This is a genomic window from Anabaena sp. EIM26 (assembly GCF_057568715.1).
Genome location: NZ_CM172472.1, coordinates 5,338,022 through 5,363,857, shown reverse-complemented (window position 1 = coordinate 5,363,857; position 25,836 = coordinate 5,338,022). Strand labels below are relative to the sequence as shown.

Sequence of the window (25,836 nt, the reverse complement as noted above, 5' to 3'; positions counted from 1 at the left end):
GTGTCTGAGAAATCTATAATTAGCAAAATTACACTGTATTTTTGGCAACAATATTTTAATTTATGAGTATAGTTTTTGCAGCGGCTTTACAAAAAATTATTATCCTTCCTGCTTCCATACTAGCTATAGGCATCAGCATCAATACAGCTTTTGCTCAAAAAAATAATTTATATAGTCCCATTCCTTTAAATAGCAATATAGAACTTACTGATACTTTATCAATCAATGATATTCCCACAGGTCAAGGTGGATTTGCTCGTGATTACACAGTGAAGTTAAATAAAGGTGATAATCTAGCAATTGATTTATCATCGGAAAACTTTGACAGCATTATTACACTCTTAGCACCTGATGGTTCAACAGTCTCAGAAAATGATGATGGACCAGATGGTAGTAGCAATTCTCTCTTATTTGCTCGCATCAACGAAACAGGAACCTACATCGTTCGCGTCCGTTCTTTTGGGGAAACTGGAGTGGGTACATATAAACTTAAAGTGACAAAACTACAACCAGTGAAATAAAAAAGGCTTCTAAATTCCCTTATTCCTTGCTAATGAAAGGAATTAGCTTTGTTTTAGATAAAATTACATCTGACTACGTTTTGTGTAGTAGCCAACTAACTCAGTCATAAAATTAAATAACATTCTATAATGGTAGTTAGTTACATAAGTGTCTGATACTTTGCATTCTGTTTGAAAAGAATATTAGGTAAGCTACACCCTAATTTCTTAACAGCAGAATGTAGAGGCTTTGACAGATTAACTTACTGGGAGAAGACTTATGTCTAAGGAAAAAAAAGGTAATAAAGAAGCTAAGAAGCCTAAAAAAGACCCCAAAGACAAAAAGGAGAAAAAAGATCCCAATAGATATGATGGTTTAACTAAATAACTATAGCAAAAACTAACTCTTGCATTGTCTAAACAAGCAGGAGTTTTTGTTTGCTTTATATGGTGAGGACTGCTAAATTAAGATGGAGTAAAAGCGTAAAATTAAGCCAAAATACGAGTGTAAACAATTGCGAGAAAATTTATTCGCGTAGTAAAGCACGAAAACCCATTTGTTGAAAATGTTTATCTGTGGTTAAAACATCCGTGATACCGCATCTTTGCATCACAATACAAGAAAGGCAATCTACTAAACCCCACTCTTTATCAGGACGAGACTGAAATAATCTAAAAGCAAGGATAAAGAGTTCATTTGTGAAAGGGATAATTTCAACAGTTGGATCAGCGATAAGTGACTCTATCAGTATTCCTGCTTTTTCACGATACTTCTGTTTAGATAAGGCATTACCAATTTCTAGTAATACTGCTTGCGTAGTTACAATAGGAATCCCCTCAAATTCAATTTGCTTCGCTAACTTTTGGGCTTGATAATGGAATTCATCTCCTGAAGAAGACAGAGCAATAGCAAAAGAAGTATCAAGAAAAACTGTATTAATCATTTCAACTAAACTTCAGCATTGGTCATGTTTTTTGTCTCTGTTCCGTAAAGATAGTAATCTATATTAACAGACCAATCGGCAGGACCATCTAATTGAAGTGAGCTTGCGGTTTGAAGAAATGACGGACGTTGGTTTGCAGATCTCAATTTCTCCATCATTTCTTCATTGACAATTCCATTAACTTCTAATCCGTTATCTCTTTGAAATGCTATTACTGCATATTTCGTTTCTTCGTCAAATACACCACTAGGAAGAGTTGGCAAATAGTAACCTTTACTGGCTAAATCCATTTGAATCTGGGTAATCCAAGCATCTCCAATTGAGTAAGCTGTTAAAGCTTCGTATTCTTCATTAGATAAAATTCTTCCACCATAACTTTGAATTTCTTCTTGAATTTCCTGGGAATCAGTCTCGACTGAAACAAGATATTCTCCAGTTTTAGGCTTTCTCGCTGTTACGGTAAGTCTTGATATACCTTGCTTCCCCCAAAGCTCTTGATGCAAGCTATTAGCATCATCTTTCCTTTTAAATCCTATGTGTAATTTTCCCATCATTCTAATCCTCTGTTATCTGCATTTTTCTAATTATATCCTCTGCAAGCCTATCAACTAACTGTTGTCTTTGCTCATCATTAATCTGCTCACCATCAGGGGAACCCAAAACTTCACCAATAATTCATCTTATATTCTCTTTTTCTGCTCGTTCTTGGTACTTTTGGAGAATATTAGAAAAGCGTGCATTATAAACAGACCATACAATTTCATTCGGTAGCTCAACACCATCCTCAAATTGTGGCAGCAACAACTTATCAAAATCAGGGTTTCGCTTCTCAGCCTGTTGAGAATCACGAAAAGGATTGACAAGATAAGAGTAGCAAAAATCAGCACCATCGTAAGTTTCTGTTAGACGAACAGAGTGGGCAATCTCTCCATAAAATTGAGCAAATCCATCAATTTTATGATTGTTTGAGAATACACAAATGAAATGGTCAAACTCTCCAATTTTTGGTATGAGAGGTGTATCATAACAGGTAAGCCATCTTACATAATTGGTAAAGTCACCTTCACCAGAGAGAATAAATTTCCGTACTCCATCAAAAGTTGGCATCAAAGCTACCTCACAATCCATTTCTCCTAAAAGATTGAAGATAGATTTTAGCATTCCTCTAAAGTAGTCTTTTCCACCAATTGACGAATTCATTGGAAGCGTCTCTTCAATGTAGCCACGCCCTTTTTTTACTTTTCCCCTAATATCGTCTATGTTAAATTCCTCATTAGGAAATTTTTTCCTTATTTCTGCAAAAAGCCACCCAGACTCATTATGGTTGCTAATAGAGAAGTTAGTGATTTGATTTTTTCCGTCCGAAGTCGCTTCAGTTTTTACTATAGGCCTTGCAATATAAGGAATGCCTCCAGGTTTAAGATGATAGGTGTTTCCGGCAGAACCCTCTATATTTTTGATGACAGGAGCATCTTCATTACGTCCACTCTTTGTCCCAAGAATAGTCCTAATCTCTTGCAGTCCATTTGCTAGAGCCACGTCAATAGTCTTTCCAAACTCTACTTGAACGGCATTTGACGAAATTCGAGTTGATTTCCATCTAGCTCCGAGAGCGTTTTGCAATATATGTTCACCTGTTGCAGAGTCAAACTCTTTTTTTGTGTAAATACATTTTTCCATTTTTCTAAGTACCTAGAGTTCCTAGTAATTAAATTACTTAACTGTTTTCCTTGTTCACAAATTATATCCTAAGCACAATACAATTGAATTTCATAAGAAACTTGTAATTACACACAAAAATAAGGCTTCAGTCCATTCAACAACTGCACCATAAGTATCTCCTGTATGTCCGCCTAATTTATGATTAAACCAAGCTGCTGTTAAAATAGATATTGTCATTCCAGCAATCATCATTCCAATAGCAAAAACTAGATTCTGGGAATTAATTAACCAAACTAAACCACTCAAACTAATTAGCAAAAACCAGCTTGGTAATAAATCTTTGTAAGACTGAATCGCTTGTTTATGAAATGCACCTTTACCTGTGGGTTTTAAATAAGGATAAAAAGCGATCGCAAATTTTTGTCCCCAGCGTCCCCACCCACAAGCCGCAATCAACGCTAAATAGCGGTTTTCCGCCAAATCACTCAATGCTGTGGTTTTCAATAGCAAGATAGCGATCGCAGCCATCGCTCCAAATGCACCTGTGGCACTATCCACCATCACCTGCAAACGCCTTTCTGGATCAGTCACCGCTAAACCATCAGCAGTATCCATTGCTCCATCTAAATGTAGCCCACCTGTAATTCCTACCCAAAGTATTACTACTAAAGCACTACGAGTTAATACTGGGATACCCAAATAATCAATTGTTCTATCCAATAAACCTAAAATTGTGCCAATCATCAACCCGACAACAGGAGCAAAATAGGCTACCCGCTCAAATTCTAAGTTTTTGATATGGGGTAAAGGAATAGCGGTATAAAATATTATGGTTGCAACAAACTGTAATAGTTGTTTTCTCCACCACTGCAATATTTGATTCATCTTATTTAAAAGTATAATTACTAGTCAATATATATAGCAATCCGGAATCATTCATGAGAAAATACGGAGAGAGCTTAAAAGTAACGTTTGAAACCAAGGTGCAGGTGTGGTGATGTGGATACAATTATTAGAAGATTTTATCAAAAATAATAAAGAGCCACGTGAAATCAAGCGAGCTACAGCAGTAAAAATGCTGTTATGTGGATACAAGCATGAAGAGATAATGCCAATATTAGGTGTCTCATCTGGCTTCATTAGTACCTATAAAAAAGCATTTTTTAAACTGGGGCTGGAAGGGTTAAAACTAGGGCATAAAGGAAGTAAAGGTTTTCTAGATGAGCTTCAACGTGCCGAGGTAATGGAATGGTTGCAAACCAAAGACAGATGGACTTTAAATGAATTAGAGTACTATATTGCCTCAGAATATGGAGTAACATTCTCCTCAAAACAAAGTTACTACGATTTATTTGATGCTGCCAGTATTAGTTGGAAGAAAACTCAAGCAAATAATCCAAAATATAACCAAGAATTAGTAGATTCAAAAAAAAAAGAGATTTGTGAGTTGTTGGAGACGCGACGGCCTCAAATAGAGACAGGAGACCTAGTTGTGTTCATGGTAGATGAATGTCATTTACTTTGGGGGGATATAATAGGGTATGTTTGGGGGAAAACTAGTGAACGAGTAACAATACCAGTAGTAAATGCTCGTGATAAACAAACATATTTCGGTGCATTGGATTATAAAACCAAAGAATTTCTCACGTATAAAGCTGAAAAAGGTGACTCTAAAAACACAATTAATTTTTTAGAATATCTTCAAAAACAGCGACCTGGAGCCAAACTTTTAATAATTTGGGATGGTGCAAGTTATCATCGTTCACAAGAAATTCAAGATTATCTAGATTCATTAAATCGTGAACTTGAAAAAGAACAATGGTGGATTACCTGCTTGAGATTTGCCCCGAATGCACCACAACAGAATCCTGTAGAAGATATTTGGCTACAAGCAAAACGATTAATTAGAGAGTTTTATTTTTTCTGTCATTCTTTTACTGTAGTCAAGGCGTTATTTGAGTTATCCATTCATTGTCAAATTTTTGACTTTCCAAAACTTTATGAGTATGGTGTTTTCTCATGAATGATTTAGGATTGCTATATTTAGGACACAACACTTGTAGCAAGATGTAGTGGATATTCAAGCTTGATTAGTAACTAGAGACTGATGCCAAAAAGTTTGTTATGCTAACGTCATTAGTAATCAAAAGTTCCAGTAACAGATAATATAAGCGCATTCAATGACGAAAAAAACCACAAAATTATCAGGGACGGTTGGCTTTTCGATTCTTTAATGGACGATCGCCCTACAAAATTGATATTTTGGAAATGTAGGGTTTTTTCCAGTCCAAAAGCTAGGCAATTGACTTTTTAGCTGTGTTGTCACTCACCTTCCCTCAATAGCTATTTCTCTATGAGTCACCATCTACCCGACACTAGGATACCAGCACCGTGCATTGTTAATACTGGCATTATTGTCAATAAACTCGATATCAGACGCTTACTGGCTGATTTAGGTCGAGTTCGCTACATCTACACCCAAGAAGACAAGCTACTCAGCGAAGGTGAGGGTGATGTGATGGAAGTATTTACAAGCCCACAAAGATCTACCATAGTCGCCAACAAGGCACTATATCTGAACATTTATAGTTTTGACTACCTGGAACTCAAACAATCACCGCAACAAGAACCCTACTTTGATTTAATCCAAGAAGATATCTGTTTGCGTTTGATTCCTCTGTCCATACCTTTGCAAGAACGGTGCGATCGCCATTTTAACGTCGTCGCTATGGAAGCAATGATGGAGCAAGTACTATCAGCAAGATGGGATGCAGAAATTGACGATGACTGTTCCGATTGCTTTTAGTCTTAGAATAATATACCCAATTAGGCAGTATATAATGCAGGGTTTCACCCCTAAATATTGGGGAGATGGGGAGATGGGAAAATAACCTTCTGCCTTCTGCCTCCTGTCTCCAATGACTAATTACCAATGACCAATTTTTCCTTTGAATGTCTAGCTAGTTGTAGTCACACAAAAGCCAGAGCCGGAGTATTTTTCACCCCTCATGGTGCTGTAGAAACTCCCAGATTTATGCCTGTGGGTACACTGGCAAATGTGAAAACCATTACCCCTGCTCAACTCAAAGATACTGGGGCGCAGATGGTTTTATCAAATACCTATCATTTACATCTCCAACCAGGAGAAGCAATTGTTGCCGGTGGTGGTGGACTACATAAGTTCATGGGCTGGAACGGGCCTATGCTCACAGATTCTGGTGGTTTCCAGGTCTTTAGTTTGAGTGAAATGCGAAAAATTACAGAAGAAGGTGTAACCTTTCGCTCGCCCCGTGACGGTCAGATTATTAAATTAACGCCAGAACGCTCCATTGAAATTCAGAATATTTTAGGGGCGGATGTGATCATGGCTTTTGATGAATGTCCCCCCTATCCAGCCACTCGTGAAGAGGTAGAAGCAGCCACAGATCGGACTTATCGCTGGCTAGAACGTTGTATAGTTGCCCATCAACGCACTGATCAAGCCTTGTTTCCCATCGTGCAGGGAGGGGTATATTTGGACTTACGCGCCCGTGCTGCCAATGCTTTGGCTGAGTTGGATATGCCAGGATATGCCATTGGTGGGGTGAGTGTGGGGGAACCGACGGAATTGATGGCGCAAATTGTCAAAACTACAGCGCCGTTATTACCTGTTAATAAGCCCCGTTATTTGATGGGTGTGGGAACTTATCGAGAAATGGCGATCGCGATCGCTTCGGGGATAGATTTATTTGATTGCGTGATTCCCACCAGATGGGCGCGTCATGGAACTGCGATCGTCTCCGGTGAACGTTGGAATTTAAAAAATGCTAAGTTTCGTGAAGATTTTGCACCCTTAGATGAAACTTGCCCTTGTTATGCTTGCCAAAACTTTAGTCGTGCATATATATCTCATTTAGTGCGATCGCAGGAAATATTAGCCTACACATTATTGAGTATTCACAATATCACCGAACTAATTCGCTTTACCCAAAAGATTCGGGAATCAATTTTGAGCGATCGCTTCCTCACCGACTTTGGACACTGGCTTACAGAAGAAGGTGACAGGTGACAGGTGACAGGTGACAGGTGACAGGTGACAGGTGACAGGGAACAGGTGACAGGTGACAGGTGACAGGGAACAGGTGACAGGTGACAGGTGACAGGGAACAGGTGACAGGTGACAGGGGGAAAGAATTATTCCCATCACCAATCACCAATCACCCATTACCAATTACCAGTCCCCAAACCATGTTAATATACAACTCAAATATGAAAGCTATGTTGGATTAGTTGGATATAAACAAACATGGAAGTTGCACTGTTATTAGCAAAATTGCCTGAAGCCTACCAAATCTTTGACCCCTTGGTAGATGTTCTCCCAATCATTCCTGTTTTCTTCCTGTTGCTTGCTTTTGTTTGGCAAGCTGCCGTAGGTTTCAGGTAAATCAATGTATTGTTAATTCCGTGGACAGGAAACAAACACCTGTCCTAATTTTTTTGTAATCGTCTTATTAAAAATTGATATTTATTAATATTTTGCAACAAATAACCATAATTAAGTGGGATAATGTATCAAGCTTGGTTCACACAAAACCAATAGCCACATTTACACTCAGCGAGGAATTAGTTATGGGAAATATTAAATTTGTTAAAGAGAATAAAGAAATAGTGACCGCAGATGGTGCAAATCTCCGGCTCAAAGCAATGGAAAATAACATTGATATATATACTTTGATTGGCAAAATGACCAATTGCGGCGGTGCAGGTCAATGCGGTACTTGTATAGTTCAGGTAGTAGAAGGATTAGAAAACCTCTCACCACGCACTGATTTTGAAAACCGGAAATTTAAAAAAAAGCCTGATAACTACCGTCTGGCCTGTCAAACCCTAGTTAATGGCCCTGTTAGTGTCGTTACAAAACCTTAACTTTTGGTTATTTACTCGTGACTAGTGTTGGCAAAAGCAGAAAATTTGGAAAAACTCAGTCATAGATGATGCTATTCTAAAGTTGTTGACTGGAAATCAAAGAGAGGCTATCTTGCCATGCAAGTTAATGACCTGGGGTTCGTAGCAAGCATTTTGTTCGTGCTAGTGCCTGCCGTTTTTTTAATTATGCTTTACATTCAAACTGCCAGCCGAGAAGGTTAATTCGTTGAAAAGATAGTTAATACTTTGGCTATAAAATAAAAAACCCTTACACTCATTCAGTGCAGGGGTTTTTATTTATCAATCGCTCAAACCAATATTTGATGATGGATTGGTAATTAGAGAAACTATTACTAAAAATGCATTTAAGCAGAAGTTCGTGCCAACAGCACTGGACAAGTCGCATTAACTCGAACGTAATCAGACAAAGAAGCGCCTATCAATCGGTCTAGATCAACAAAACTCTTAGCAATAGATGGACGACGATCTGGGGAACCTAATACTAACAAGTCTACATTCAGTTCTTCAGCTAAACGGCAAATTTCTTCCCCAGGTTTGCCACTACTAGTAACACAACGAACGGCTACACCTTGTCTCTCTGCTTCTGCTACCGCAAGTCCTAAAACTGAATTTTTTTCTGGCTTGATATCAGTAATTCCCGATAATTTGCCACCTAAATCTGTATTAATATTAGCCAAAATTAACTGGCCACCTGTGACACCACGCAGCATGAACAGAGCTAAATTCAAACAACTGGTTGCTGCTTCAGATTGATCTATAGCCACCATAGCCCGCTTGATTCTTTTGACATAAATGTCATCTTTAACCAGCAACATGGGACGAGAAGATAATTGAAAAACATACTGGCTAACAGAATTCCCTAAAATTGATTGCAGTCGCTTGAGTCCCCGTGAACCCATGACAATCAAGTCAGCATCCATTTCTTCAGCTACTTGACAAACTACATCTTTAGGATCTCCTTGCCGCAAAATCGAAGAAACTTGGCTAGGGTCTAAGTCCAAAGATTGAATCGCATTAGCCAGAATTTTACCACCTTCTTCCCATTTCTCCGTCATTACAGCCGCAGTGCTTTGTGGGGATACAACGTGCAGAACCGTAACTTTTGCAGATTGGATTGAGGGCATTTCTTTCAATGTCTTCATCATTTCTTCTGCGTGTCCCAGTCCAGAGACAGCCAGCAAAATTTTTTCTATCATCTTCCGTAATTGTTCTTAAGGGTTCTTTGGGTTTCGCTGCTAGTACTGAGCATCAGAACTGATGTTCTCCACTTTGCTCAACAACCTAGTCAGTAAATAGGCACAAATTAACTTCAGTTATTAGTTATTTAGTTATTAGTTAGTACTAGTAACACTAACCAATGAGTAGAAAACTAATAATTTTTTAAGTTTCTTTGCGCTTAGTTACTTAAAATTGCAACTAGGCTTTCGATAGATTAAGCATACTCTCAATTTACCCTAACAAACTTTACGAAATATGATGTTAGTTATTATTTTTAATCTATATTTAGGGCTTGCTGAAAAAGTCTTTCCGTTAGGGCTAGAAGTCAGGAGTCAGGAGTCAGGAGTCAGGAGTCAGGAGTCAGGAGTCAGGAGGAAGAATTAGAAGGAGATCAGAATATTCTCAAATCTGGGTAAATGAACGGTTTTTGATGATTTCATCGCTTATTTCTTGCACCTTCTTTTACTTTTTCAGCCTGAAACTGTTGATATATATAGATTTTTGGTTTATATGCCTAACGGCACGCTTCGCGAACAGCAAGCCCTATTTATCTTGAGGATTTACGCACAACACAACGAAATTAGCGGTAATTCATGAATTACCGCTACGGAATAATCAGGTTTTCGGGTACATTTTGCGTAAGTCCTGATCTTTTTTAAACTGGTAATTGGGGTTTGCTGTAAAGCCCTAATTGGTAATTGCTCAAAGCCTTGAAGCAACTGGGTTTATATTCAGGACAGGCTAAAGAGTCTGCAACTTATCTAAGCGCAGCCCTGCTGGCAGGACTTGACAAAACTCAGCAATTACTCAGCGCTTTGCTACATCTGCAAACTAATTTACCAAGGATTGCCAACCATTGTGAATGCTGCCCAATAATAAGGGTGGGAGAGGGATTCATTCGGTTGTTCAAAACTTTCAGTAGGTAAAGGTAGGCTACCAACTTGTTCTAAACCTTGTAACTGTCCATTTTTTAAATAAATCTTCCCTGTTGCCATAGCTACTTGAGCTTCTCGGAGGGCTTCTGCACGAATGGGAGAAGTTTTCAAACTCTCATAAAATTTTGCCATCAATGCGGCTGTCCCAGCGTCGTTAACAGCCCAAAGACTGGCAACACTAGTTTTTACACCTGCCAATACTGCTAAACCTGCAAACCCAATTTCTGCTTCTTTATTTCCCAAGGCACTTCTACAAGCACTCAGTACCAGCATTTCCACTGGGGGGTTATTAAAACCTAATTGCCTGATTTCGTTCAAACGTAATTTGTTTTCCCATAGTTGAATATAGGAATTATCCACAGCACCACCAATAAAATCAGCATGGGTAGCCATGTGAATAATGCCAAAAGGTTGATAGCGACGGATAGATTTCAGATTATCTAATGTGGCTTGTTGGTTCAACAATAACTTGCCAGGCCAGAGTTTATTTACTAATGTTGATAACTCTATAGGTACTGCGGGTAAAGGTTCTTGCCCTTGGGTACTCTGAGAAATTCCCATTGCTAAGATTTGGGATTGTTTGATGTCTGTATAGAGGGTATTGGTTAAGCTGAGGCTAGGCATTAAACCGATACTATAATTTTCGACCAAAAATTTTTGTCCATCATGAAGAGCAACCATTGGGGTTGAACGTAAGCCGACATCTGGTAAAAAAACTAGGTTTTTGATGCCTTGAGTTTGTAAATCTGCCTGTATTGGAGCAATTATCCAACGATAAAGTTGTTGAGCCGGTTGCAAGTAAGTTTTGCGGGTGCGGAACTGCGGACTAGCGATTTGGTCACGAAATTCCTTAGCAACTTTGAGAACTTCAGCTTTTGTGACATTTGAAATCCGTTTACGTATGGGGTTTCCAGTTCCGGTTACTACTATAACTTCTAGTTGGTCACTATCCTGGTCAGTTATGATTTTCAACTGTTTATCAGAAGCTTTCTTTGAAGATGAATCTGGTGAAATTTCTACCGGGACAAAACTGAGATAGATAAATGCAGGTTTAACACCAGTTGCTTTCTCAATTTGGCGAGCAATATCACTGGCTTCATCTGTGCTTTTGACTTTAGGAGTGGATATACCTAATTGACTAGTAAAGCTGTTTGTAAATTTATCTTCAGGAGTAGGATCAGAATCAAGAATTGGTTTATCAGAATTAGGAGGGGTTTTTGGTGGGTTTTCGGGTGGTTTTTCACACTGGAAATTACAAGGTGGTGGTGTTGGGTTATCTGCTGGGGGGTTGATGTTAATTGTGACTGTAGCAGGTGTGGAGAATGAAACGCGATCGCTCGATTTAACTGTAAACGCATTAATAGAGCCAGTTGTATCAGTTGGTGGTGTGTAGATTAGCGTCTCACCGGAAGATATGATATCTCCGGCAACTAACACCGTATTACCTCTTCTCAGAGTCCCAGCCAGAATAGAATTGATCTCTATAGTTGTGTTATCAGCATTGACATCACCTGTAACCGCATTAAATGTAAAACTTACCGACTGATTTGCTTTGACATTAAATGATATTGGTGAGGTTGCCGTTATCGTGGGAGGTGTGTTGACTGAGGTGATTGTAATATTTGTTGGAGTTCCAGCTGCATCACCACCATTAGCTAAAACAGGAAAGCTGCCTAAAGATATGTTTGCATCACCCGTATTCAGCGACCCTACTGTGCCATTAACACCAGCAGAACCAACAGTAAAGGGTTCGTTGTCTGGGCCACCGTCATGTTGAATTTTAATCGTCCCACCTGCATTGGCAATTGGTACGGTGTTAAGAATATTACCATTCTGAGATAGGGTAGCCAGATTTCCAGCTGTTGCGATAGTGTTACTAGAAGTACCGACAGTTCCTGTTCCTAAAATCAAGCCATTGGTAAGGACTTCTACGTTTCCACCTTGGACTGAGTTACCAACAGGTTCTAAGGTATCTGTTGTAGACTGGGTATTAATACTACTAAATTGAATAATGCTACCAAAAGAATTAGTAGTATTCAAGCTCACATTTCCACTATTAATAACAGTTGTACCGTCTACAAGAGTGGCAATTGTTGAAGTATCAATTGCACCATTAACAGTGATGTTATCTCTGGCATTTAAAGTGACTGCACCCCCCTCTCCCGTAAAATTTCCTCCGCTGATTCTTGTCATGGAGGAATTAATACTATCAGTGGTAACGCTGCCTGTTGTACTTGTAATGTCAACACTACCACTGGTAGCGGTACTAGTTGTAGGATCTGTGACGCTAGTATTGATAGCTCCTACATCAACTGCACCATTAGCAGATAAAGTGACATTGCCCCCTAGAGAATTATTATTATTAGAAAAACCCTGGTTACTAAGATAAGTATCGAGATTGCCTAGTTGAATACTGCCATTGGTACTATTAACTTGAATATTACCAGCTTGAGCAACGTAACCCTGCCCAAAGGCAACAATGTCACCTGCAATAATATTCCCCACCGCAGATAAAGTGACATTACCACTACTTCCGAAGCTTCCTGAGTTTAAAGTTGTGTCAAGATTTCCCAGATTTAGGCTTGCACCGGAAATACTAATATCTCCCCCAATAGTCCTGATTGTATTGGTGAGATTAGCAAAGTTTACCGCACCACTACTAGAAGTCAGGCTGAAGCTGCCGCTGTTACCTAAGTTTAATGTAGCTACACCAGCAGCGGTGGTTACTCCAGGTGTATTACCTGTAATGGCATTAATGGTGATATCCCCTGTAGCTTGTAAATTAATATTTGCACCCGCACCTAAATTTGCTAAAGCACCCCAAGAAATGGTGTTAGCTCCATTATCTGCATCTCCAGAAGCGATCGCTCCAGTAAATGTAGTATCAAATGTCCCTGAATTTAACGGAGCATCAATAATGGTTAAGGTTGTGGGATCTAATAATAAGTTACCCATGCTACCATTAACTGCTGTAGTATTTACCTGTCCATTGAAGGTGAGATAATTTTGACCTGATACTTCTACAAAACCACCATTGCCAGAATTTGCTCCACCACGAGCAGTAATATTACCAAAGAATTTTGTACTATTATCAGCCCAAATAATTACTCTTCCCCCGTCACCATTTAGATTGCTATCGGCTGAAATAACTGAATTTGCATCAACATAAGTTTGCGTAGCATTGGGTACTGTTCCCTTACCTTGAAAATCTCCCCCAACTAGTACCTTACCACCGCCATTATTACCAGATGCGTTGATGTTGGCATTTACTAAACCTATTTTATCACCCAGGATATTTACTGTACCCCCAGTTTCACCAGATACATCAATATTTCCAGAAACGATCGCTGTACCAGCAGTAGAGGGAAGTTTAACATCAGAACCCATAACTTGAACTGTACCATCTGGGTTAGCGGTTAAACCTGTGTTCCCAACTGTGAGTAATTCGGGTAGAGATGCAATTGATAAAGGTGGGCTATTCGGTTGATTTTGTCCAGAAAATGGTTGAATTTCCAAACTTAATAAATTTCCTGGCTGACTCAAACGCACCCAATTTTGTCCAGGTACAGATGTAATGGAAATCTGTCCTCCTGGTGCTGTGAGTTGTCCGGTATTGGCAACTGTACCACCCAATAAGTTTAAACTTTGTCCTGTACCTACTGCCAAATTACCAGCGTTGATAATTGATCCTTGCTGACTCATGGTAAAGGCGAAGCCGTTGGGGTTTCCTACCAAAGTGCTGTAGTCATTATTACCAAAAGCATTAAACCAATTATTACCAAAACCGATGCCGTTGGCTGTTGTGGCTGTGAAAGCTCCAGGAACATTTAAACTAGCGCTATTACCAAAAACAAAACCGGCAGGATTCATTAAATAGAGGTTAGGGCTACCTCCTGTTACCTGTATTAAACCGTTGATAATAGAAGCATTGCCGCCTGTAATTCTACCCAGGATATTTTGCAGATTGGGGTTAGCTAGAAAGTTGGCTATTTGTCCCTGTGATAAGCCAAATTCTTGAAAGCTATGGAAGAGATTAGCACCAGATGTTGTCCCACCATTGATATTGATTGTGTTGCCGTTGGGGGTGACAATTGTTCCTGTATCTGCGTTGGGGACTATTTGGGCGTTGGCTAATCCTGTACTCATGGCTCCCACTAAAGGGATGATATAAGGAGTTAAACGCCAACATAAAGCTTTGATTGTTTGAGTGGCACTGTTGACAAAATCTTGCCAGGGTTGTTTGCGTCGGAGTATAAAGCGACTTGTGGATAGTTCGAGATCAATTTGATATTTATCACTGATTCCCCGACGTTCGAGGGCTTGGGATATTGCTTTTTGGGAAGATAGGAGAGTTTGTTGTCGGCATACTTGGGAGGTATTATTTGAGTGTTGCCGATAGTAGTAAAGTGGTTTTTGTACACGCGCTACTTGGGTAATTTCCGAGAGTCGCAAGCAGAGATCGTAGTCGTCAGCGTAATTTGCGAAACCTTTGATGCTGTTAACTTGTTGATAAACTGAACGACGAATGAGGCGAAATTGAAAGGTCATGAAGTCTACTAACAAACGCTGTGGAGAGTAGGGAATGTGGCAGCGATGACCATAGTTGAGATATTTTCCGTCTTTGTCTATGTCTATGTAGTCGGTGTAAACAAAGCCGATTTTGGGGTTGCGGTTGAGGATAGATGCGGTTTCAGCTAGGGCTGTGGGGGCGAGGATGTCGTCACTATCTACGTAACCAAGGTAGAGTCCGGTAGTTTGGGATATTGCTCTTTGTCGAGCCATTGCTATTCCCAAATGAGGTGCAGCTATTACTCGCACTCGACTATCCTTTTGGGCATATTCACGAGCGATATCCACTGAACTATCTGTAGAACCATCATCCCATACCAGTAATTCTAAGTCTTGCCATGTTTGTTCTAGGACACTAGCGATCGCACTCCCAAGGTAAGACTCCCGGTTGTAATTGACGATGACAATAGATATCAGTTGTGACATCGAAGTACTCCGCAATTTTTGCTCTGTTCAGAATATAATGCTGGAAATATAACTTAGGTACAATCGTAAGTTATATATTTTTTGTTTACAAATTTTATTAATCTTTGAATGTCATAGTAATAACAAATGTATGATATTCATGCGGTGAACAGTCAACATTGTACCGTAAAGATGGTAATAACTGATAACTGTGAACTAATAACTGCTAAATAAGGCATCCCAAGGAAGTGAAATGAGAAAAGAAACAAAAACTGGTGTGAAAAACGCAGCTAAAAAACAGCCAGGCATTGTATATTTTTTTCATCAATTGGTTGTTCTGCGGAGTTATCAAAGCATCCAGTTTCAATGCGCTTTGCTAATTCTGAATATAATCTCGATTGTAGCCATTAATGGTATGAAGGCTACGGCTAGTGATGGTCAGGTTTTTAACCCAGATTCCTATTTGGATCTTGATCATTCCCCATCTGTAATAGTACAGACACCAGATGCTCTACCTCCTGAATCAGCACCACCAGCAGCCCCTGAGCGTATTTATATACGGCAAATTAAGGTTATCGGTAGCACGGTTTTCAATGAAAATGAATTGAATGCAGTTGTAAAGCCATTTACTGACAAAGAATTAACACAAGAAGATATCAGAAAAGCAGCAGATGCTGTTACCCAACTTTACTTAAATAAAAATTATCTTAATTCCAGAGCTATTCCAGTTACCCAGCAACCCAATATAACAGATGGTATTGCGGTAATTCAAATAATTGAAGGACGTTTAGCAGATATTGAAATTACAGGAACAAAGCGGTTAAATCCTGCTTATATTCGGAATCGAATACAACTGGGTGCTGGTGTTCCTTTGAATGCTATTAAATTAGAAGAACAATTAAGATTACTCCGACTTGATCCACTCTTTGATAATGTGGAAGCTAGTCTACGTCCATCTGGTCAAGTTGGTCAAAGTCTGCTTTTAGTCAGAATCCAAGAGGCTAAATCTTTTGAGTTTGGGTTGAGTGCAGATAACTATTCACCTCCTAGTGTTGGTTCAGAAAGATTGGGAATTCAACTACGAGAGCGAAATTTAACTGGGATAGGAGATGAATTAGCTGGTTCTTATTATCGCTCAGTTACAGGTGGTGTTGATAGCTTTGATTTTAGTTATCAAATCCCTGTTAATGCCATGAATGGGAAAGTACAATTGAGAGTTGCCCCCAGCAGTAGCAAAATTACAGAACCACCATTTAAAGATTTAGGAATTAGAGCCGAACAAGATGTATATGAAATCAATTATCGTCAACCTTTAGTCAGAACTCCCAGAGAAGAGTTGGCTTTGTCTTTAGGATTTACCTATCAAGATGGTCAGACTTTTCTGTTTGATCAACTCCCCACACCTTTTGGTATTGGCCCTGATGAAAATGGGGTAAGTCGTACCAGTGTAATTAAATTTGCCCAAGATTATACAAGAAGAGATCCGCAAGGTGCTTGGTCAGTGCGATCGCAATTTAATTTTGGCACAGGCTTATTTGATGCTACCACAAACGATTCTCCCACTCCTGATGGTCGCTTTTTCAGTTGGTTAGGTCAACTAGAAAGAGTGCAGCGACTCAGCGAAAATCACTTATTAATTGTCCAAGCAGACTTACAACTCACACCAGATAGCCTGTTACCTTCCCAACAATTTGTGATTGGTGGTGGTCAATCTGTACGCGGATATCGACAAAATGCTCGTTCTGGAGATAATGGATTTCGGGTAGCAATTGAAGACAGAATCACAGTACAACGTGACGCTGCGGGATTACCCATAATCCAGGTGATTCCCTTTACTAATTTGGGTGCAGTTTGGAATAAATCTGATAACCCCAACAATCTACCCAATCAAACATTTTTAGCCAGTGCAGGTTTAGGATTATTGTGGAATCAAGCTTTAGGAATTGAAAATTTGATCATGCGACTTGATTATGGTATACCCTTCATTAATTTAGATGACCGGGGTAATAATGCTCAAGATGATGGTTTTTATTTTAGTGTCCGTTATCAACCATAATCGGAGTTCGGAGTTCGGAGTTCGGAGTTCGGAGTTCGGAGTCAGGAGTTCGGAGTCAGGAGTTCGGAGTTCGGAGTTCGGAGTTCGGAGTTCGGAGTTCGGAGTTCGGAGTTCGGAGTTCGGAGTCAGGAGTTCGGAGTCAGGAGTTCGGAGTTCGGAGTCAGGAGTTCGGAGTCAGGAGTTCGGAGTTAGGAGTTCGGAGTCAGGAGTCAGGAGTCAGGAGTTCGGAGTTAGAAAGAAGAAAGGAAGAAGAGTATTTTTTCTTCTGTTCCCTGCTATATCAAATTACCAATCACCAATTACCAATATGATGCAATTTCGTTTAATTGCTGTAACTGCTTTTATTACTTTAAGTTCGCCATGTTTCATTTTTTATCCGTTAGAAACATCTTTTGCACAAGCACCCGCACCAACTTCTGAGGAAGCTATTATTGAGGCAATTAATCTCAATAATAATGGTGAAGGTTTAGTTTATAAAGACTTAGTAGGTTTAGGTGAATTGAACGCTGGCTTAGAAATGTTCCAGCAAGCGTTAACCATTTTCAAAAAATATAAAGCTACAGCAGGAGAAGCTAATAGTCTGGTTAATATTGGCTATGTTTATCTGCAAAAAGGAGAATATCAAAAAGCATTGGAATTTTTCCAACCAGCTTTAGAGATTCGCAAAAACAACAAAGATAGAGAAAATGAATGGATACCCCTGTCTTACATGGGAGAAGTTTATCTCAATCTTGGTAATTACCAAAAATCGCTGGAGTCTTATCAATCTAGTTTAGCTATTCTCAAAGAACTCAAAGCTGCTAAACCCAAAGAATCCAGTTATTCTACCAGTGAAGCAATTATTTTAACTGATATTGGTGCAGTTAATTTTAGATTGGGACAGTATGAAAAAGCACTAGAATCTTATCAACAAAGTTTAGTAGTTCAGAAAACGGAGAGCGATCGCATCGGTAGCGTGCAAACTTTGAATAATATAGGAGTAGTGTATGTTAATTTGGGTAACTATGCTCAGGCACTGGAAGCTTATCAACAAGCAGCAAATACTCTCCAAGACTGCTGCTCTATTTATTATGGTACACAAGCCGCAATCCTCAATAACTTTGCAGGTGCTTATTTTAGTTTAGGTCAATATCAAAAATCCTTAGAATTTGCTGAAAAATCAGAAAATATCTACAAAAAATTGCGGACTGGTGAGTACAAAGGCACAACTAAAAAAGAGATCGAGTTACTTTACAATGCTTTAGGTGATAATCCTCAAGCTTTGCAACAACTTACTAATCGTGCTAATGTTGGTGATGCCTTTGGCAAAGATTTTTTTCAATTTCAAGGTGAATCACTGAATCTCAATAATATTGGACAAATATATCTTGGTTTAGGTAAATATGACCAAGCATTAAATTTATATCAACAGGCTTTAAATATATACAAAGAAAATAATTATAAATCAGGGATTGCTGTTACTCTCAATAACATGGGACGTATTTATCAAAATCAAGATAAATATGATCAAGCTATAGAATTAAATCAACAGGCTTTAGTTAATTATAGAGAAGTTGGTGATAGAACTGGTGAAGGAGTAACAATTAGTAACTTAGGACAAATTTACCAGAAACAAAATCAGAATGCAAAGGCTTTAGAATTCTATCAGCAAGCTTTAGCAATACATCGAGAAGTTAGCGATAAAATTAGTGAATCTGCAACTCTGAAATTTGCCGGAGATGTGCTATCTGCTCAAAAACAACCACAATTAGCGATCGCATTTTATAAACAATCGGTAAACCTCACAGAAAGCATTCGTCAAAATTTGCGCGTTATCCCCACAAATATTCAAAAATCATATACAGAAACAGTTTCTGAGAGATACCGCAGACTCGCAGACTTATTACTTCAGCAAAATCGTCCAGCAGAAGCGCAGGAAGTTTTGGATTTATTGAAAATCCAAGAAGTAACTGATTTTCTTGGTGACAGTCAAAGAAGTCCTCAAAAAACTAATAATATATCTAATAATAACCAAAGAAATCCCGAAAAAATAACCACCGTTTCCCCAAATAAATTACCCCTAAAACCCCAAGAACAAGAAATTACTCAAAAATATAGTGCCATTCAAGATAAAGCTATATCCTTGGGTAAAGAACTTACAGAACTGCGAAAAGTTCCCCAAAAATCTCGCACAGCTACCCAAGAAAAACGCATTGCTGAATTAGTGAAATCAGAACAAATAATTACAGCCGAATTTAATAAATTTATTAAAAATCCATCTGTAGTTTCATTAGTACAGCAATTATCTGTAACGACAGGACAAGAAAACATCAACCTCCGTCAACTTAACTCAATTCGGGATAATTTAAGACAATTAAATCAAAAAGCAGTATTACTTTATCCCTTAGTTTTAGATGATAGATTAGAATTAGTCATAGTTAGTGCAGATTCTCCACCTATTCATCGGACAGTACCAATTAAAAAAGATGAATTAAATCAACTGATTACCCAATTTAGACAAGAATTAACTAATACCCGAAAAGATGTAAAAGCAACAGCTAATAAATTATATACTTATCTCATTCAACCCATCGAAAATGACCTCAAACAAGCTGATGCAAAAGCCATTATTTATGCACCCGATGATAGATTAAGATATATTCCTTTAGCAGCATTATATGATGGCAAAAATTGGTTAACACAGAGATATATTATTAATAATATCACGGCTGCGAGTTTGACAAAATTAGATAACAAGCCTCAAAAAAATCTCCAAACATTAGCAGCAGCTTTTACAAAAGGAAAATATACAGTTAGCTTGGGAACTGAACGTCAAGCAGAATTTAGCGGTTTAGAATTTGCTAAAGTCGAAGTGGAAAACCTAGCTAAAACAATTCCGGGGACAAAAATATTATTAGATAATGAATTTACACCTAAAATTACAATTCCCCAAATGAATGATTATAAAATCGTCCATTTGGCTACACATGGACTACTTGTAAGTGGTGAACCAGAAAATTCATTTATTATCTTTGGAGATGGAGAAAAAGCCACACTGCGAGATATTGAAAATTGGTCTTTACCAAATGTAGATTTAGTAGTTTTGAGTGCTTGTCAAACAGGTTTAGGTGAAAAATTGGGCAATGGACAAGAAATTTTGGGTTTAGGTTATCAGATTCAACTCACAGGTGCAAAAGCTTCGATAGCTTCTTTATGGAGTGTTTCTGATGGGGGAACACAAGCTTTAATGAATGAATTTTATACAGTCTTGAAAGTAGGAAATATGACAAAAGCAGAAGCATTGCAAAAAGCACAACTGGCTTTATTAAATAATAGTAATAAAACTGAGTTTAATCATCCTTATTATTGGGCTGCATTTATTTTAATTGGTAATGGGTTGTAATCAGAATTTTTAAGCAACGATCTTCTCTCTCTGTGCCTCTGCGTCTCTGCGTGAGAAATTAATTAGATTGGGGCGGTAATACCGCCCACAGCAGCTTTAAATCACAGCCAATAAACCATTATGTTTTAGCAGTGCAGTCGTACTGGGTTCCCTACCTCGGAAGGCTTGAAAAACTTCCATTGGGTGCTTGCTACCACCTAGTGCTAACACTGTATCCCGGTAGCGTCTACCAGTATCGTGTATTGCTTCTTCATCTTCAAGTCCAGCTTCTTCAAAAGCGGCAAAAGCATCAGCACTGAGGACTTCTGCCCATTTGTAACTGTAGTAACCTGCTGCATAACCACCTTCAAAAATGTGACCGAATGCACATAAAAATCCATCTCCGGGTAATGGTGGTAAAACGGTGGTAGTTTTAGCAATGCGATGACGTACATCTACGGGGGTTTCTTTACCACCAGGACGATAGCGGTAGTGTAGTTCTAAATCAACACTGCTGAGGTGAATTTGCCGCAACATCGCTGAACCACTCATGTAATTACGTGCTGCTAACAGCTTTTGGTAATAATGCTCTGGTAGTGGTTCACCTGTTTCGTAGTGTTTAGCCATACCAAATAAAGTGGGGCGATCATAACACCAGTTTTCCATGAATTGGCTAGGTAATTCTACAGCATCCCATTCGACATTATTAATACCTGCTGCTCCAGTATAATCAACCTTGGTGAGCATATGATGCAAACCATGTCCAAATTCGTGGAATAATGTTTCGACTTCATCAAAAGTCATTAAACTGGGCTTGTCATCAACTGGGGGAGTTTGGTTGCAAATCAAATAAGCTACAGGTAAACGAATGCTGGTGATACCATTTTCTTTAATTTTGCGGCGATGAATACAAGCATCCATCCAAGCACCACCGCGTTTTTCGGCGGGACGACTGTATGGGTCTAGATAAAAATAAGCGATCGCATTACCATGTTTATCAGATATCTGGAAATAACGTACATCCTCATGCCATACAGGGGCTTGACCATCAGCGGGAGTCACCGTGACACCAAATAACCGTTTCACCAGCCCAAATAACCCATCTAGCACCTGTGGTAGGGGAAAATAGGGATGCAATTCTTCTGCTGTAAAGGCAAATTTCTCTTCTTGTTGACGTTCTGCCCAAAAGCTGATGTCCCAATGTTGCAAATTATCAGCTTCTGCTGCTCCCTTAGCTTTAGCAAAGGCTTTTAGTGCTTCTAAATCTTTAACAGCAGCATCATAACTCGCTTGACGTAGTTCTTCTAACAGCTTTTCTACCGCTTGAACATTCTTCGCCATCTTACTGGCTAAACTCAGTTCAGCAAAATTCTGAAAGCCAATTAACTGAGCCAGTTCTTGCCGCAACTCTAAAATAATATCAATTAAAGGGTTGTTATCCAATTCCCCAACGGTGGCACGGGTAATATATGCCTTGTAAAGCCTTTCCCGCAAATCCCGACGGGTGCTGTGTTGCATAAAAGGGAAATAGCTGGGAAAATCCAAAGTGATGTGCCAAGGGCCATTTTCTGGAGTAGCGTTTTCTTCTCCTGCCGCACGGGCAGCTTGAGCAGCGAGACTGAGTAAACTACTTGGTAAACCCTCTATTTCCGCTTTGGTTGTTAAGCTTAAACTAAAAGCTGTAGTTGCATCCAAAAGATTATTAGAAAACTTAGTAGCCAGTTCTGCTAACTGCATCTGAATAGTGTTGAAACGCTCTCTAGCTTCTCCTTCTAGTCCCACACCAGATAATTTTGCATCCCGAATTGCGGCTTCAACAATGCGCTGCTGGGCTGATTCTAACGTTACCCAAGTACGACTAGCGCGAAGGGCTTTAAAAGCATTATAGATAGGCTTACTTTGACCAAGAGTGTTCATAAACTGCACTACTTGCGGCTGAACCTTTTCATAGGCTATGCGTAATTCTGGGCTATTTTTGACAGCCATTAAATGGTTCAGTATCCCCCAACTCCAATGTAGCCTTTCTGTCAACCGCTCTAGAGGTTCTACCAAACCGCTCCAGGTAGGTTCTACATTAGCTTCTAAAATATCTAGCTGTTGCTTCAGGTCTGCTAACAGATGCCTGAAGGCTGGTTCTACTTGCTCCGGTGTAATCTCTGCAAACGGAGGTAAACCACAGCCTTGAACAAGGGGACTTTGAGAAATAGTAGCAGTTGCACTCATGGTTTTTTTTGTTAGTAGCCGATAAATAGGGGAAACAATGATTTTTATTTATATAACTAATAATGTACCTTCACTACACAATTTAGGCTTGCTAGAATGGCACTCTTCTAAATTTATGAAAATCTGCCGGAAAGCAGAAGCCAGATTTTTGCAGTAACCAGTATGATGCGGCTGTTGTTTTTGGAGATTTTGTGGGGATAATTAAGCATGATGAGTGTTTTAGTATTTACAGCTTCATGAAAATTCTTCTTTCTATTTTTTTTACACCGGTGGTGATGTTGTTGACTCCTGGGAATGTGTTAGCAGCAATTAGAACCAAAACTATTGAGTACAAGCAAGGAAATACAATTTTAGCAGGCTACTTAGCTTATGATGACGCAATTAAAAGCAAACGTCCTGGTGTTTTAGTAGTTCACGACTGGACAGGCTTACAATCGTTTGCAAAACAACGGACTGAGCAATTAGCGAAAATGGGTTATGTTGCTTTTGCGGCTGATATCTATGGCAAGGGTATAAGACCAAAAAATGCCGAAGAGTCAGGAGCGCAAGCGAAATTGTATCGTGATGATAGACAATTATTGCGCGATCGCGCAACTGCTGGTCTACAAGTTTTACAAAAAAATCAATTCACTGACCCCAAACGCATTGCTGCCATCGGTTACTGCTTCGGTGGTGGTACAGTCCTAGAATTAGCCCGTAGTGGCGCAAATATCAAAGGTGTAGTTAGTTTTCACGGCAACCTCGACACCCCTAACCCCGAAGATGCCAAAAACATCAAATCCAAAGTATTGGTACTGCACGGAGCAGATGACCCCCTAGTACCAGAACAACAAGTAAACGGCTTTGCCAGAGAAATGCGGCTGGCTAATATAGACTGGCAATTAATTTCTTACGGTGGAGCCGTTCATTCCTTTACCAACCCAGCAGCCAAAGATAAACTCAAAGGCTCAGTTTATAACCCCATTGCCGAGCAGCGTTCTTGGCAAGCCATGCAGCAATTTTTTGCAGAAATCTTTCGTACACCAAGTTCAAATAGCAAATCCAGTAATTAGACATAACTTCAATCGTTGTTACTAATTGTACTGTATCCGTCTCAGTGCAACTACAGAACTTCAAATCTCCGTAACCCTTCCGGTTGTTCATACTCAACTACAACGTTCTTCACCACCGCTGCTGGTGGCCCAATGTGACACCAGCGCACCATCTCTTCTACAACCTCCTCAACCCCCTCAAACACAGCTTCCACCCGATGATCAGGAAGATTCCTCACCCAACCCGTTAACCCCAACTGGCTTGCTGTATCTACAGTGGCATAGCGATAGCCCACCCCTTGAACTTGACCAGCAATCAAGACATGGGCCCGGATTAGTTTTGGTAGCAGTATCGAATTGTGCATAAACTGGTAAAAAACGCAGGAGGTAGAAAGCAGAAACTCAAAAACCCTGTTTGATATTAGATATTGACTATTTCCAGTTTACCTAGTTTATGAACACAGGTACTATAGAAATCCGGTCTGAATATTGAAAATATACCGACACTTAAATCAATATGCAACAAGGCTTTTATCTTAAAACCCATTCATAAATCAAATAGGAATCCTATATCAAGAAGGTGTAAACAGTTACAATTATTTCTATGGAAGTAGCAAAGCCATAACAGTTCATTAAGTCTTTAACCTAAACATAACAAAAAAATCTAAGTAGAACTTATAAAAGGATCAATATCATGCACCAACCTTTATCTCATTGTGAACAAGCATTACTTAACAATTTAGAAATTCGGCAGTATTTGCTCAAAATGTCGGAAATTGTCAAAAAGTATTTTCCAGAAAATAATACTGAAGCAGAAATATGGTATGGAAGAATGTTTGAAGGATTTAAAATTTTCATACCTGAAGTACAAGACTCAATTAATGGAATAATAAATGTATGTTTTTGGCAACAATCATCTGAAGACGGTACTTTTAGCTTGAGCGCCCCTTACAAATTAGATCATATAGAATTTCATTCCATTTGGGACAAAGCTAACAAAATAGATGCCTATTACAGCTTTTGTGGAGATTGGGTTTACAGCGGATGGATTACAAATGATCAAATAGCTAATGATCAAGTTACCGCCGTTTGCGTAGAGCTTTTTAATTTGTTTAAAGACGTAAAAATAAATCCATAGCTAACAAAACACCATGTGAAAATAGTGTCAAGATCCTTTTTTAGCAAATTCATCTCTAGGTTGTATCCCATAAATCTTTTCATCAACTTCCAAAAAGATAAAATTATTTCTGTCTTCATAAATCTATCCAGATAGTGAAAATAATTTATTATGACAACTGGATAGTATTTATTCTGTACATGACAACAGACCCATTTTAATTGCTTATGTCTAACCTACCACCACTTAACACAGAAACAATTTGGGCAATCATCAACGATACAATTGATGACGATACAGTTAACCAATTAGTTTGGTATTACTTAGGTTATCATTACAACTCCACAAATAAACAATGGGATACTAGTAAAGCAGCCGCAGAATGGCGAGATGAATATCCACAACCTATAAATTTTCTTGATTCTCGTCCTGCAACCATGAAATTGACTCGTTCTATTCCTCAAGAAAACAAACAATTACTCAAAGAGAAACTAGGTTTTAAAGGTTATAAAATCGGTGATTTTGGACCTCGACAAACTCGCCGAGCAACAGCAGCAAATTGGTTGTTAAGTCATATGGTACTCACCACTGGAAAAATAGAATAAATTTCCATATTATACTCAAAAAGGCTAAGAATTTGATTTTTTGATAATACAAAGAGCAAGTTCAAAACCTATCCCTGTTTACCTAGAGGATACATATAGGACTAATATTTGATTTTGAAAGATACGTAAGGTGTGTAAAGCCCTAGCGGGCATGGCTACGCTTAGAGTGGAGCGCACCTGCCTTGAAGCCTTTGGTGCGTTACGGCTAGATTTTTTCAGAAATCAAATATGATTCCTATATAATTAGGACTTACGTAATCATCACATTGAATATCTTTTGTAGG

22 protein-coding genes are annotated in these 25,836 nt (G+C 38.9%); 14 read left to right on the top strand and 8 right to left on the bottom strand.

The window, feature by feature from the left end:
• Positions 1-62 precede the first annotated feature (62 nt).
• A complete protein-coding gene (locus tag AC012T_RS23285; protein ID WP_487061182.1) occupies positions 63-521 on the top strand; it encodes a PPC domain-containing protein in 459 nt (152 codons plus the stop codon).
• A gap of 506 nt (positions 522-1,027) precedes the next feature.
• Here AC012T_RS23285 and AC012T_RS23280 read toward each other — a convergent pair.
• The 4 genes from AC012T_RS23280 to cobS all read right to left on the bottom strand — a co-directional run bounded on the left by AC012T_RS23280 (position 1,028) and on the right by cobS (position 3,991).
• The gene (locus AC012T_RS23280) at positions 1,028-1,444 is read right to left on the bottom strand and encodes a type II toxin-antitoxin system VapC family toxin (protein WP_487061180.1); all 417 of its coding nucleotides are present in this window, start codon (positions 1,442-1,444) and stop codon (positions 1,028-1,030) included.
• 5 nt (positions 1,445-1,449) lie between these two features.
• Positions 1,450-1,998, bottom strand: coding sequence for a peptidoglycan-binding domain-containing protein (locus AC012T_RS23275; RefSeq protein WP_487061178.1), 549 nt, complete (start codon positions 1,996-1,998; stop codon positions 1,450-1,452).
• Positions 1,999-2,119: 121 nt separating this feature from the next.
• Entirely contained in the window at positions 2,120-3,124 is a 1,005-nt protein-coding gene (locus AC012T_RS23270; protein WP_487061176.1) for a hypothetical protein, read from the bottom strand.
• A 90-nt stretch (positions 3,125-3,214) separates the two neighbouring features.
• The gene (cobS, locus tag AC012T_RS23265) at positions 3,215-3,991 is read right to left on the bottom strand and encodes an adenosylcobinamide-GDP ribazoletransferase (protein ID WP_487061174.1); all 777 of its coding nucleotides are present in this window, start codon (positions 3,989-3,991) and stop codon (positions 3,215-3,217) included.
• 112 nt (positions 3,992-4,103) lie between these two features.
• Here cobS and AC012T_RS23260 point away from each other — a divergent pair, with 112 nt between their 5' ends.
• The 7 genes from AC012T_RS23260 (at position 4,104) to psbM (ending at position 8,233) form a co-directional block, all read left to right on the top strand.
• Positions 4,104-5,129: an IS630 family transposase gene (locus AC012T_RS23260; RefSeq protein WP_487059111.1), complete on the top strand. Its 1,026-nt coding sequence runs from the start codon at positions 4,104-4,106 to the stop codon at positions 5,127-5,129.
• Between the two features lie 330 nt (positions 5,130-5,459).
• Complete coding sequence (locus AC012T_RS23255; protein WP_015216292.1) at positions 5,460-5,912, top strand: hypothetical protein; 453 nt, start codon at positions 5,460-5,462, stop codon at positions 5,910-5,912.
• Positions 5,913-6,038: 126 nt separating this feature from the next.
• The gene (gene tgt / locus AC012T_RS23250) at positions 6,039-7,154 is read left to right on the top strand and encodes a tRNA guanosine(34) transglycosylase Tgt (protein WP_487061172.1); all 1,116 of its coding nucleotides are present in this window, start codon (positions 6,039-6,041) and stop codon (positions 7,152-7,154) included.
• 80 nt (positions 7,155-7,234) lie between these two features.
• Entirely contained in the window at positions 7,235-7,375 is a 141-nt protein-coding gene (locus AC012T_RS23245; RefSeq protein ID WP_487061170.1) for a hypothetical protein, read from the top strand.
• Positions 7,376-7,391: 16 nt separating this feature from the next.
• Entirely contained in the window at positions 7,392-7,529 is a 138-nt protein-coding gene (locus AC012T_RS23240; protein WP_487061168.1) for a photosystem II reaction center protein K, read from the top strand.
• Between the two features lie 185 nt (positions 7,530-7,714).
• Positions 7,715-8,011, top strand: coding sequence for a 2Fe-2S iron-sulfur cluster-binding protein (locus AC012T_RS23235; RefSeq protein ID WP_015216294.1), 297 nt, complete (start codon positions 7,715-7,717; stop codon positions 8,009-8,011).
• 117 nt (positions 8,012-8,128) lie between these two features.
• On the top strand, positions 8,129-8,233 hold the full coding sequence (gene psbM / locus AC012T_RS23230; RefSeq protein ID WP_015216295.1) for a photosystem II reaction center protein PsbM: 105 nt from the start codon (positions 8,129-8,131) through the stop codon (positions 8,231-8,233).
• Positions 8,234-8,376: 143 nt separating this feature from the next.
• On the opposite strand, the gene AC012T_RS23225 is transcribed toward psbM, so the two are convergent.
• Positions 8,377-9,228, bottom strand: coding sequence for a universal stress protein (locus tag AC012T_RS23225; RefSeq protein WP_487061166.1), 852 nt, complete (start codon positions 9,226-9,228; stop codon positions 8,377-8,379).
• Between the two features lie 277 nt (positions 9,229-9,505).
• Between AC012T_RS23225 and AC012T_RS23220 the strand changes: the two genes are divergently transcribed.
• On the top strand, positions 9,506-9,634 hold the full coding sequence (locus AC012T_RS23220) for a hypothetical protein (protein WP_487061164.1): 129 nt from the start codon (positions 9,506-9,508) through the stop codon (positions 9,632-9,634).
• A 452-nt stretch (positions 9,635-10,086) separates the two neighbouring features.
• Here AC012T_RS23220 and AC012T_RS23215 read toward each other — a convergent pair whose 3' ends face one another.
• The gene (locus AC012T_RS23215; protein ID WP_487061162.1) at positions 10,087-15,180 is read right to left on the bottom strand and encodes a CHAT domain-containing protein; all 5,094 of its coding nucleotides are present in this window, start codon (positions 15,178-15,180) and stop codon (positions 10,087-10,089) included.
• 232 nt (positions 15,181-15,412) lie between these two features.
• Here AC012T_RS23215 and AC012T_RS23210 point away from each other — a divergent pair, with 232 nt between their 5' ends.
• Positions 15,413-17,215, top strand: coding sequence for a ShlB/FhaC/HecB family hemolysin secretion/activation protein (locus AC012T_RS23210; RefSeq protein ID WP_487061160.1), 1,803 nt, complete (start codon positions 15,413-15,415; stop codon positions 17,213-17,215).
• Positions 17,216-17,525: 310 nt separating this feature from the next.
• Positions 17,526-20,597 (top strand): CHAT domain-containing protein, encoded by a 3,072-nt coding sequence (locus tag AC012T_RS23205; RefSeq protein ID WP_487066720.1) that lies wholly within the window; start codon positions 17,526-17,528, stop codon positions 20,595-20,597.
• A gap of 96 nt (positions 20,598-20,693) precedes the next feature.
• Here AC012T_RS23205 and AC012T_RS23200 read toward each other — a convergent pair whose 3' ends face one another.
• The gene (locus AC012T_RS23200) at positions 20,694-22,799 is read right to left on the bottom strand and encodes a M3 family metallopeptidase (RefSeq protein ID WP_487061158.1); all 2,106 of its coding nucleotides are present in this window, start codon (positions 22,797-22,799) and stop codon (positions 20,694-20,696) included.
• 236 nt (positions 22,800-23,035) lie between these two features.
• Here AC012T_RS23200 and AC012T_RS23195 point away from each other — a divergent pair, with 236 nt between their 5' ends.
• Positions 23,036-23,851, top strand: a complete 816-nt coding sequence (locus tag AC012T_RS23195) for a dienelactone hydrolase family protein (RefSeq protein ID WP_487061156.1) — start codon at positions 23,036-23,038, stop codon at positions 23,849-23,851.
• 50 nt (positions 23,852-23,901) lie between these two features.
• Here AC012T_RS23195 and AC012T_RS23190 read toward each other — a convergent pair whose 3' ends face one another.
• The gene (locus AC012T_RS23190; protein ID WP_487061154.1) at positions 23,902-24,195 is read right to left on the bottom strand and encodes an acylphosphatase; all 294 of its coding nucleotides are present in this window, start codon (positions 24,193-24,195) and stop codon (positions 23,902-23,904) included.
• Between the two features lie 329 nt (positions 24,196-24,524).
• On the opposite strand from AC012T_RS23190, the gene AC012T_RS23185 reads away from it, so the two are divergent.
• On the top strand, positions 24,525-24,968 hold the full coding sequence (locus AC012T_RS23185; RefSeq protein WP_487061152.1) for a hypothetical protein: 444 nt from the start codon (positions 24,525-24,527) through the stop codon (positions 24,966-24,968).
• A 206-nt stretch (positions 24,969-25,174) separates the two neighbouring features.
• Positions 25,175-25,552 carry a DUF1823 family protein gene (locus AC012T_RS23180; protein ID WP_487061150.1) on the top strand — a complete coding sequence of 126 codons (378 nt, stop codon included), beginning with the start codon at positions 25,175-25,177 and terminating at the stop codon, positions 25,550-25,552.
• The last annotated feature ends 284 nt before the right edge of the window (positions 25,553-25,836 follow it).

Coding starts and splice junctions, on each gene's coding strand:
- AC012T_RS23185 (WP_487061152.1), top strand. CDS start 24,525: ATGCACCAACCTTTATCTCATTGTGAACAAGCATTACTTAACAATTTA.
- AC012T_RS23260 (WP_487059111.1), top strand. CDS start 4,104: ATGTGGATACAATTATTAGAAGATTTTATCAAAAATAATAAAGAGCCA.
- AC012T_RS23220 (WP_487061164.1), top strand. CDS start 9,506: ATGATGTTAGTTATTATTTTTAATCTATATTTAGGGCTTGCTGAAAAA.
- AC012T_RS23255 (WP_015216292.1), top strand. CDS start 5,460: ATGAGTCACCATCTACCCGACACTAGGATACCAGCACCGTGCATTGTT.
- AC012T_RS23195 (WP_487061156.1), top strand. CDS start 23,036: ATGAAAATTCTTCTTTCTATTTTTTTTACACCGGTGGTGATGTTGTTG.
- AC012T_RS23280 (WP_487061180.1), bottom strand. CDS start 1,444: ATGATTAATACAGTTTTTCTTGATACTTCTTTTGCTATTGCTCTGTCT.
- AC012T_RS23215 (WP_487061162.1), bottom strand. CDS start 15,180: ATGTCACAACTGATATCTATTGTCATCGTCAATTACAACCGGGAGTCT.
- AC012T_RS23200 (WP_487061158.1), bottom strand. CDS start 22,799: ATGAGTGCAACTGCTACTATTTCTCAAAGTCCCCTTGTTCAAGGCTGT.
- AC012T_RS23190 (WP_487061154.1), bottom strand. CDS start 24,195: ATGCACAATTCGATACTGCTACCAAAACTAATCCGGGCCCATGTCTTG.
- AC012T_RS23275 (WP_487061178.1), bottom strand. CDS start 1,998: ATGATGGGAAAATTACACATAGGATTTAAAAGGAAAGATGATGCTAAT.
- AC012T_RS23180 (WP_487061150.1), top strand. CDS start 25,175: ATGTCTAACCTACCACCACTTAACACAGAAACAATTTGGGCAATCATC.
- AC012T_RS23235 (WP_015216294.1), top strand. CDS start 7,715: ATGGGAAATATTAAATTTGTTAAAGAGAATAAAGAAATAGTGACCGCA.
- AC012T_RS23225 (WP_487061166.1), bottom strand. CDS start 9,228: ATGATAGAAAAAATTTTGCTGGCTGTCTCTGGACTGGGACACGCAGAA.
- AC012T_RS23205 (WP_487066720.1), top strand. CDS start 17,526: ATGCAATTTCGTTTAATTGCTGTAACTGCTTTTATTACTTTAAGTTCG.
- psbM (WP_015216295.1), top strand. CDS start 8,129: ATGCAAGTTAATGACCTGGGGTTCGTAGCAAGCATTTTGTTCGTGCTA.
- tgt (WP_487061172.1), top strand. CDS start 6,039: ATGACCAATTTTTCCTTTGAATGTCTAGCTAGTTGTAGTCACACAAAA.
- AC012T_RS23240 (WP_487061168.1), top strand. CDS start 7,392: ATGGAAGTTGCACTGTTATTAGCAAAATTGCCTGAAGCCTACCAAATC.
- AC012T_RS23210 (WP_487061160.1), top strand. CDS start 15,413: ATGAGAAAAGAAACAAAAACTGGTGTGAAAAACGCAGCTAAAAAACAG.
- AC012T_RS23285 (WP_487061182.1), top strand. CDS start 63: ATGAGTATAGTTTTTGCAGCGGCTTTACAAAAAATTATTATCCTTCCT.
- AC012T_RS23270 (WP_487061176.1), bottom strand. CDS start 3,124: ATGGAAAAATGTATTTACACAAAAAAAGAGTTTGACTCTGCAACAGGT.
- cobS (WP_487061174.1), bottom strand. CDS start 3,991: ATGAATCAAATATTGCAGTGGTGGAGAAAACAACTATTACAGTTTGTT.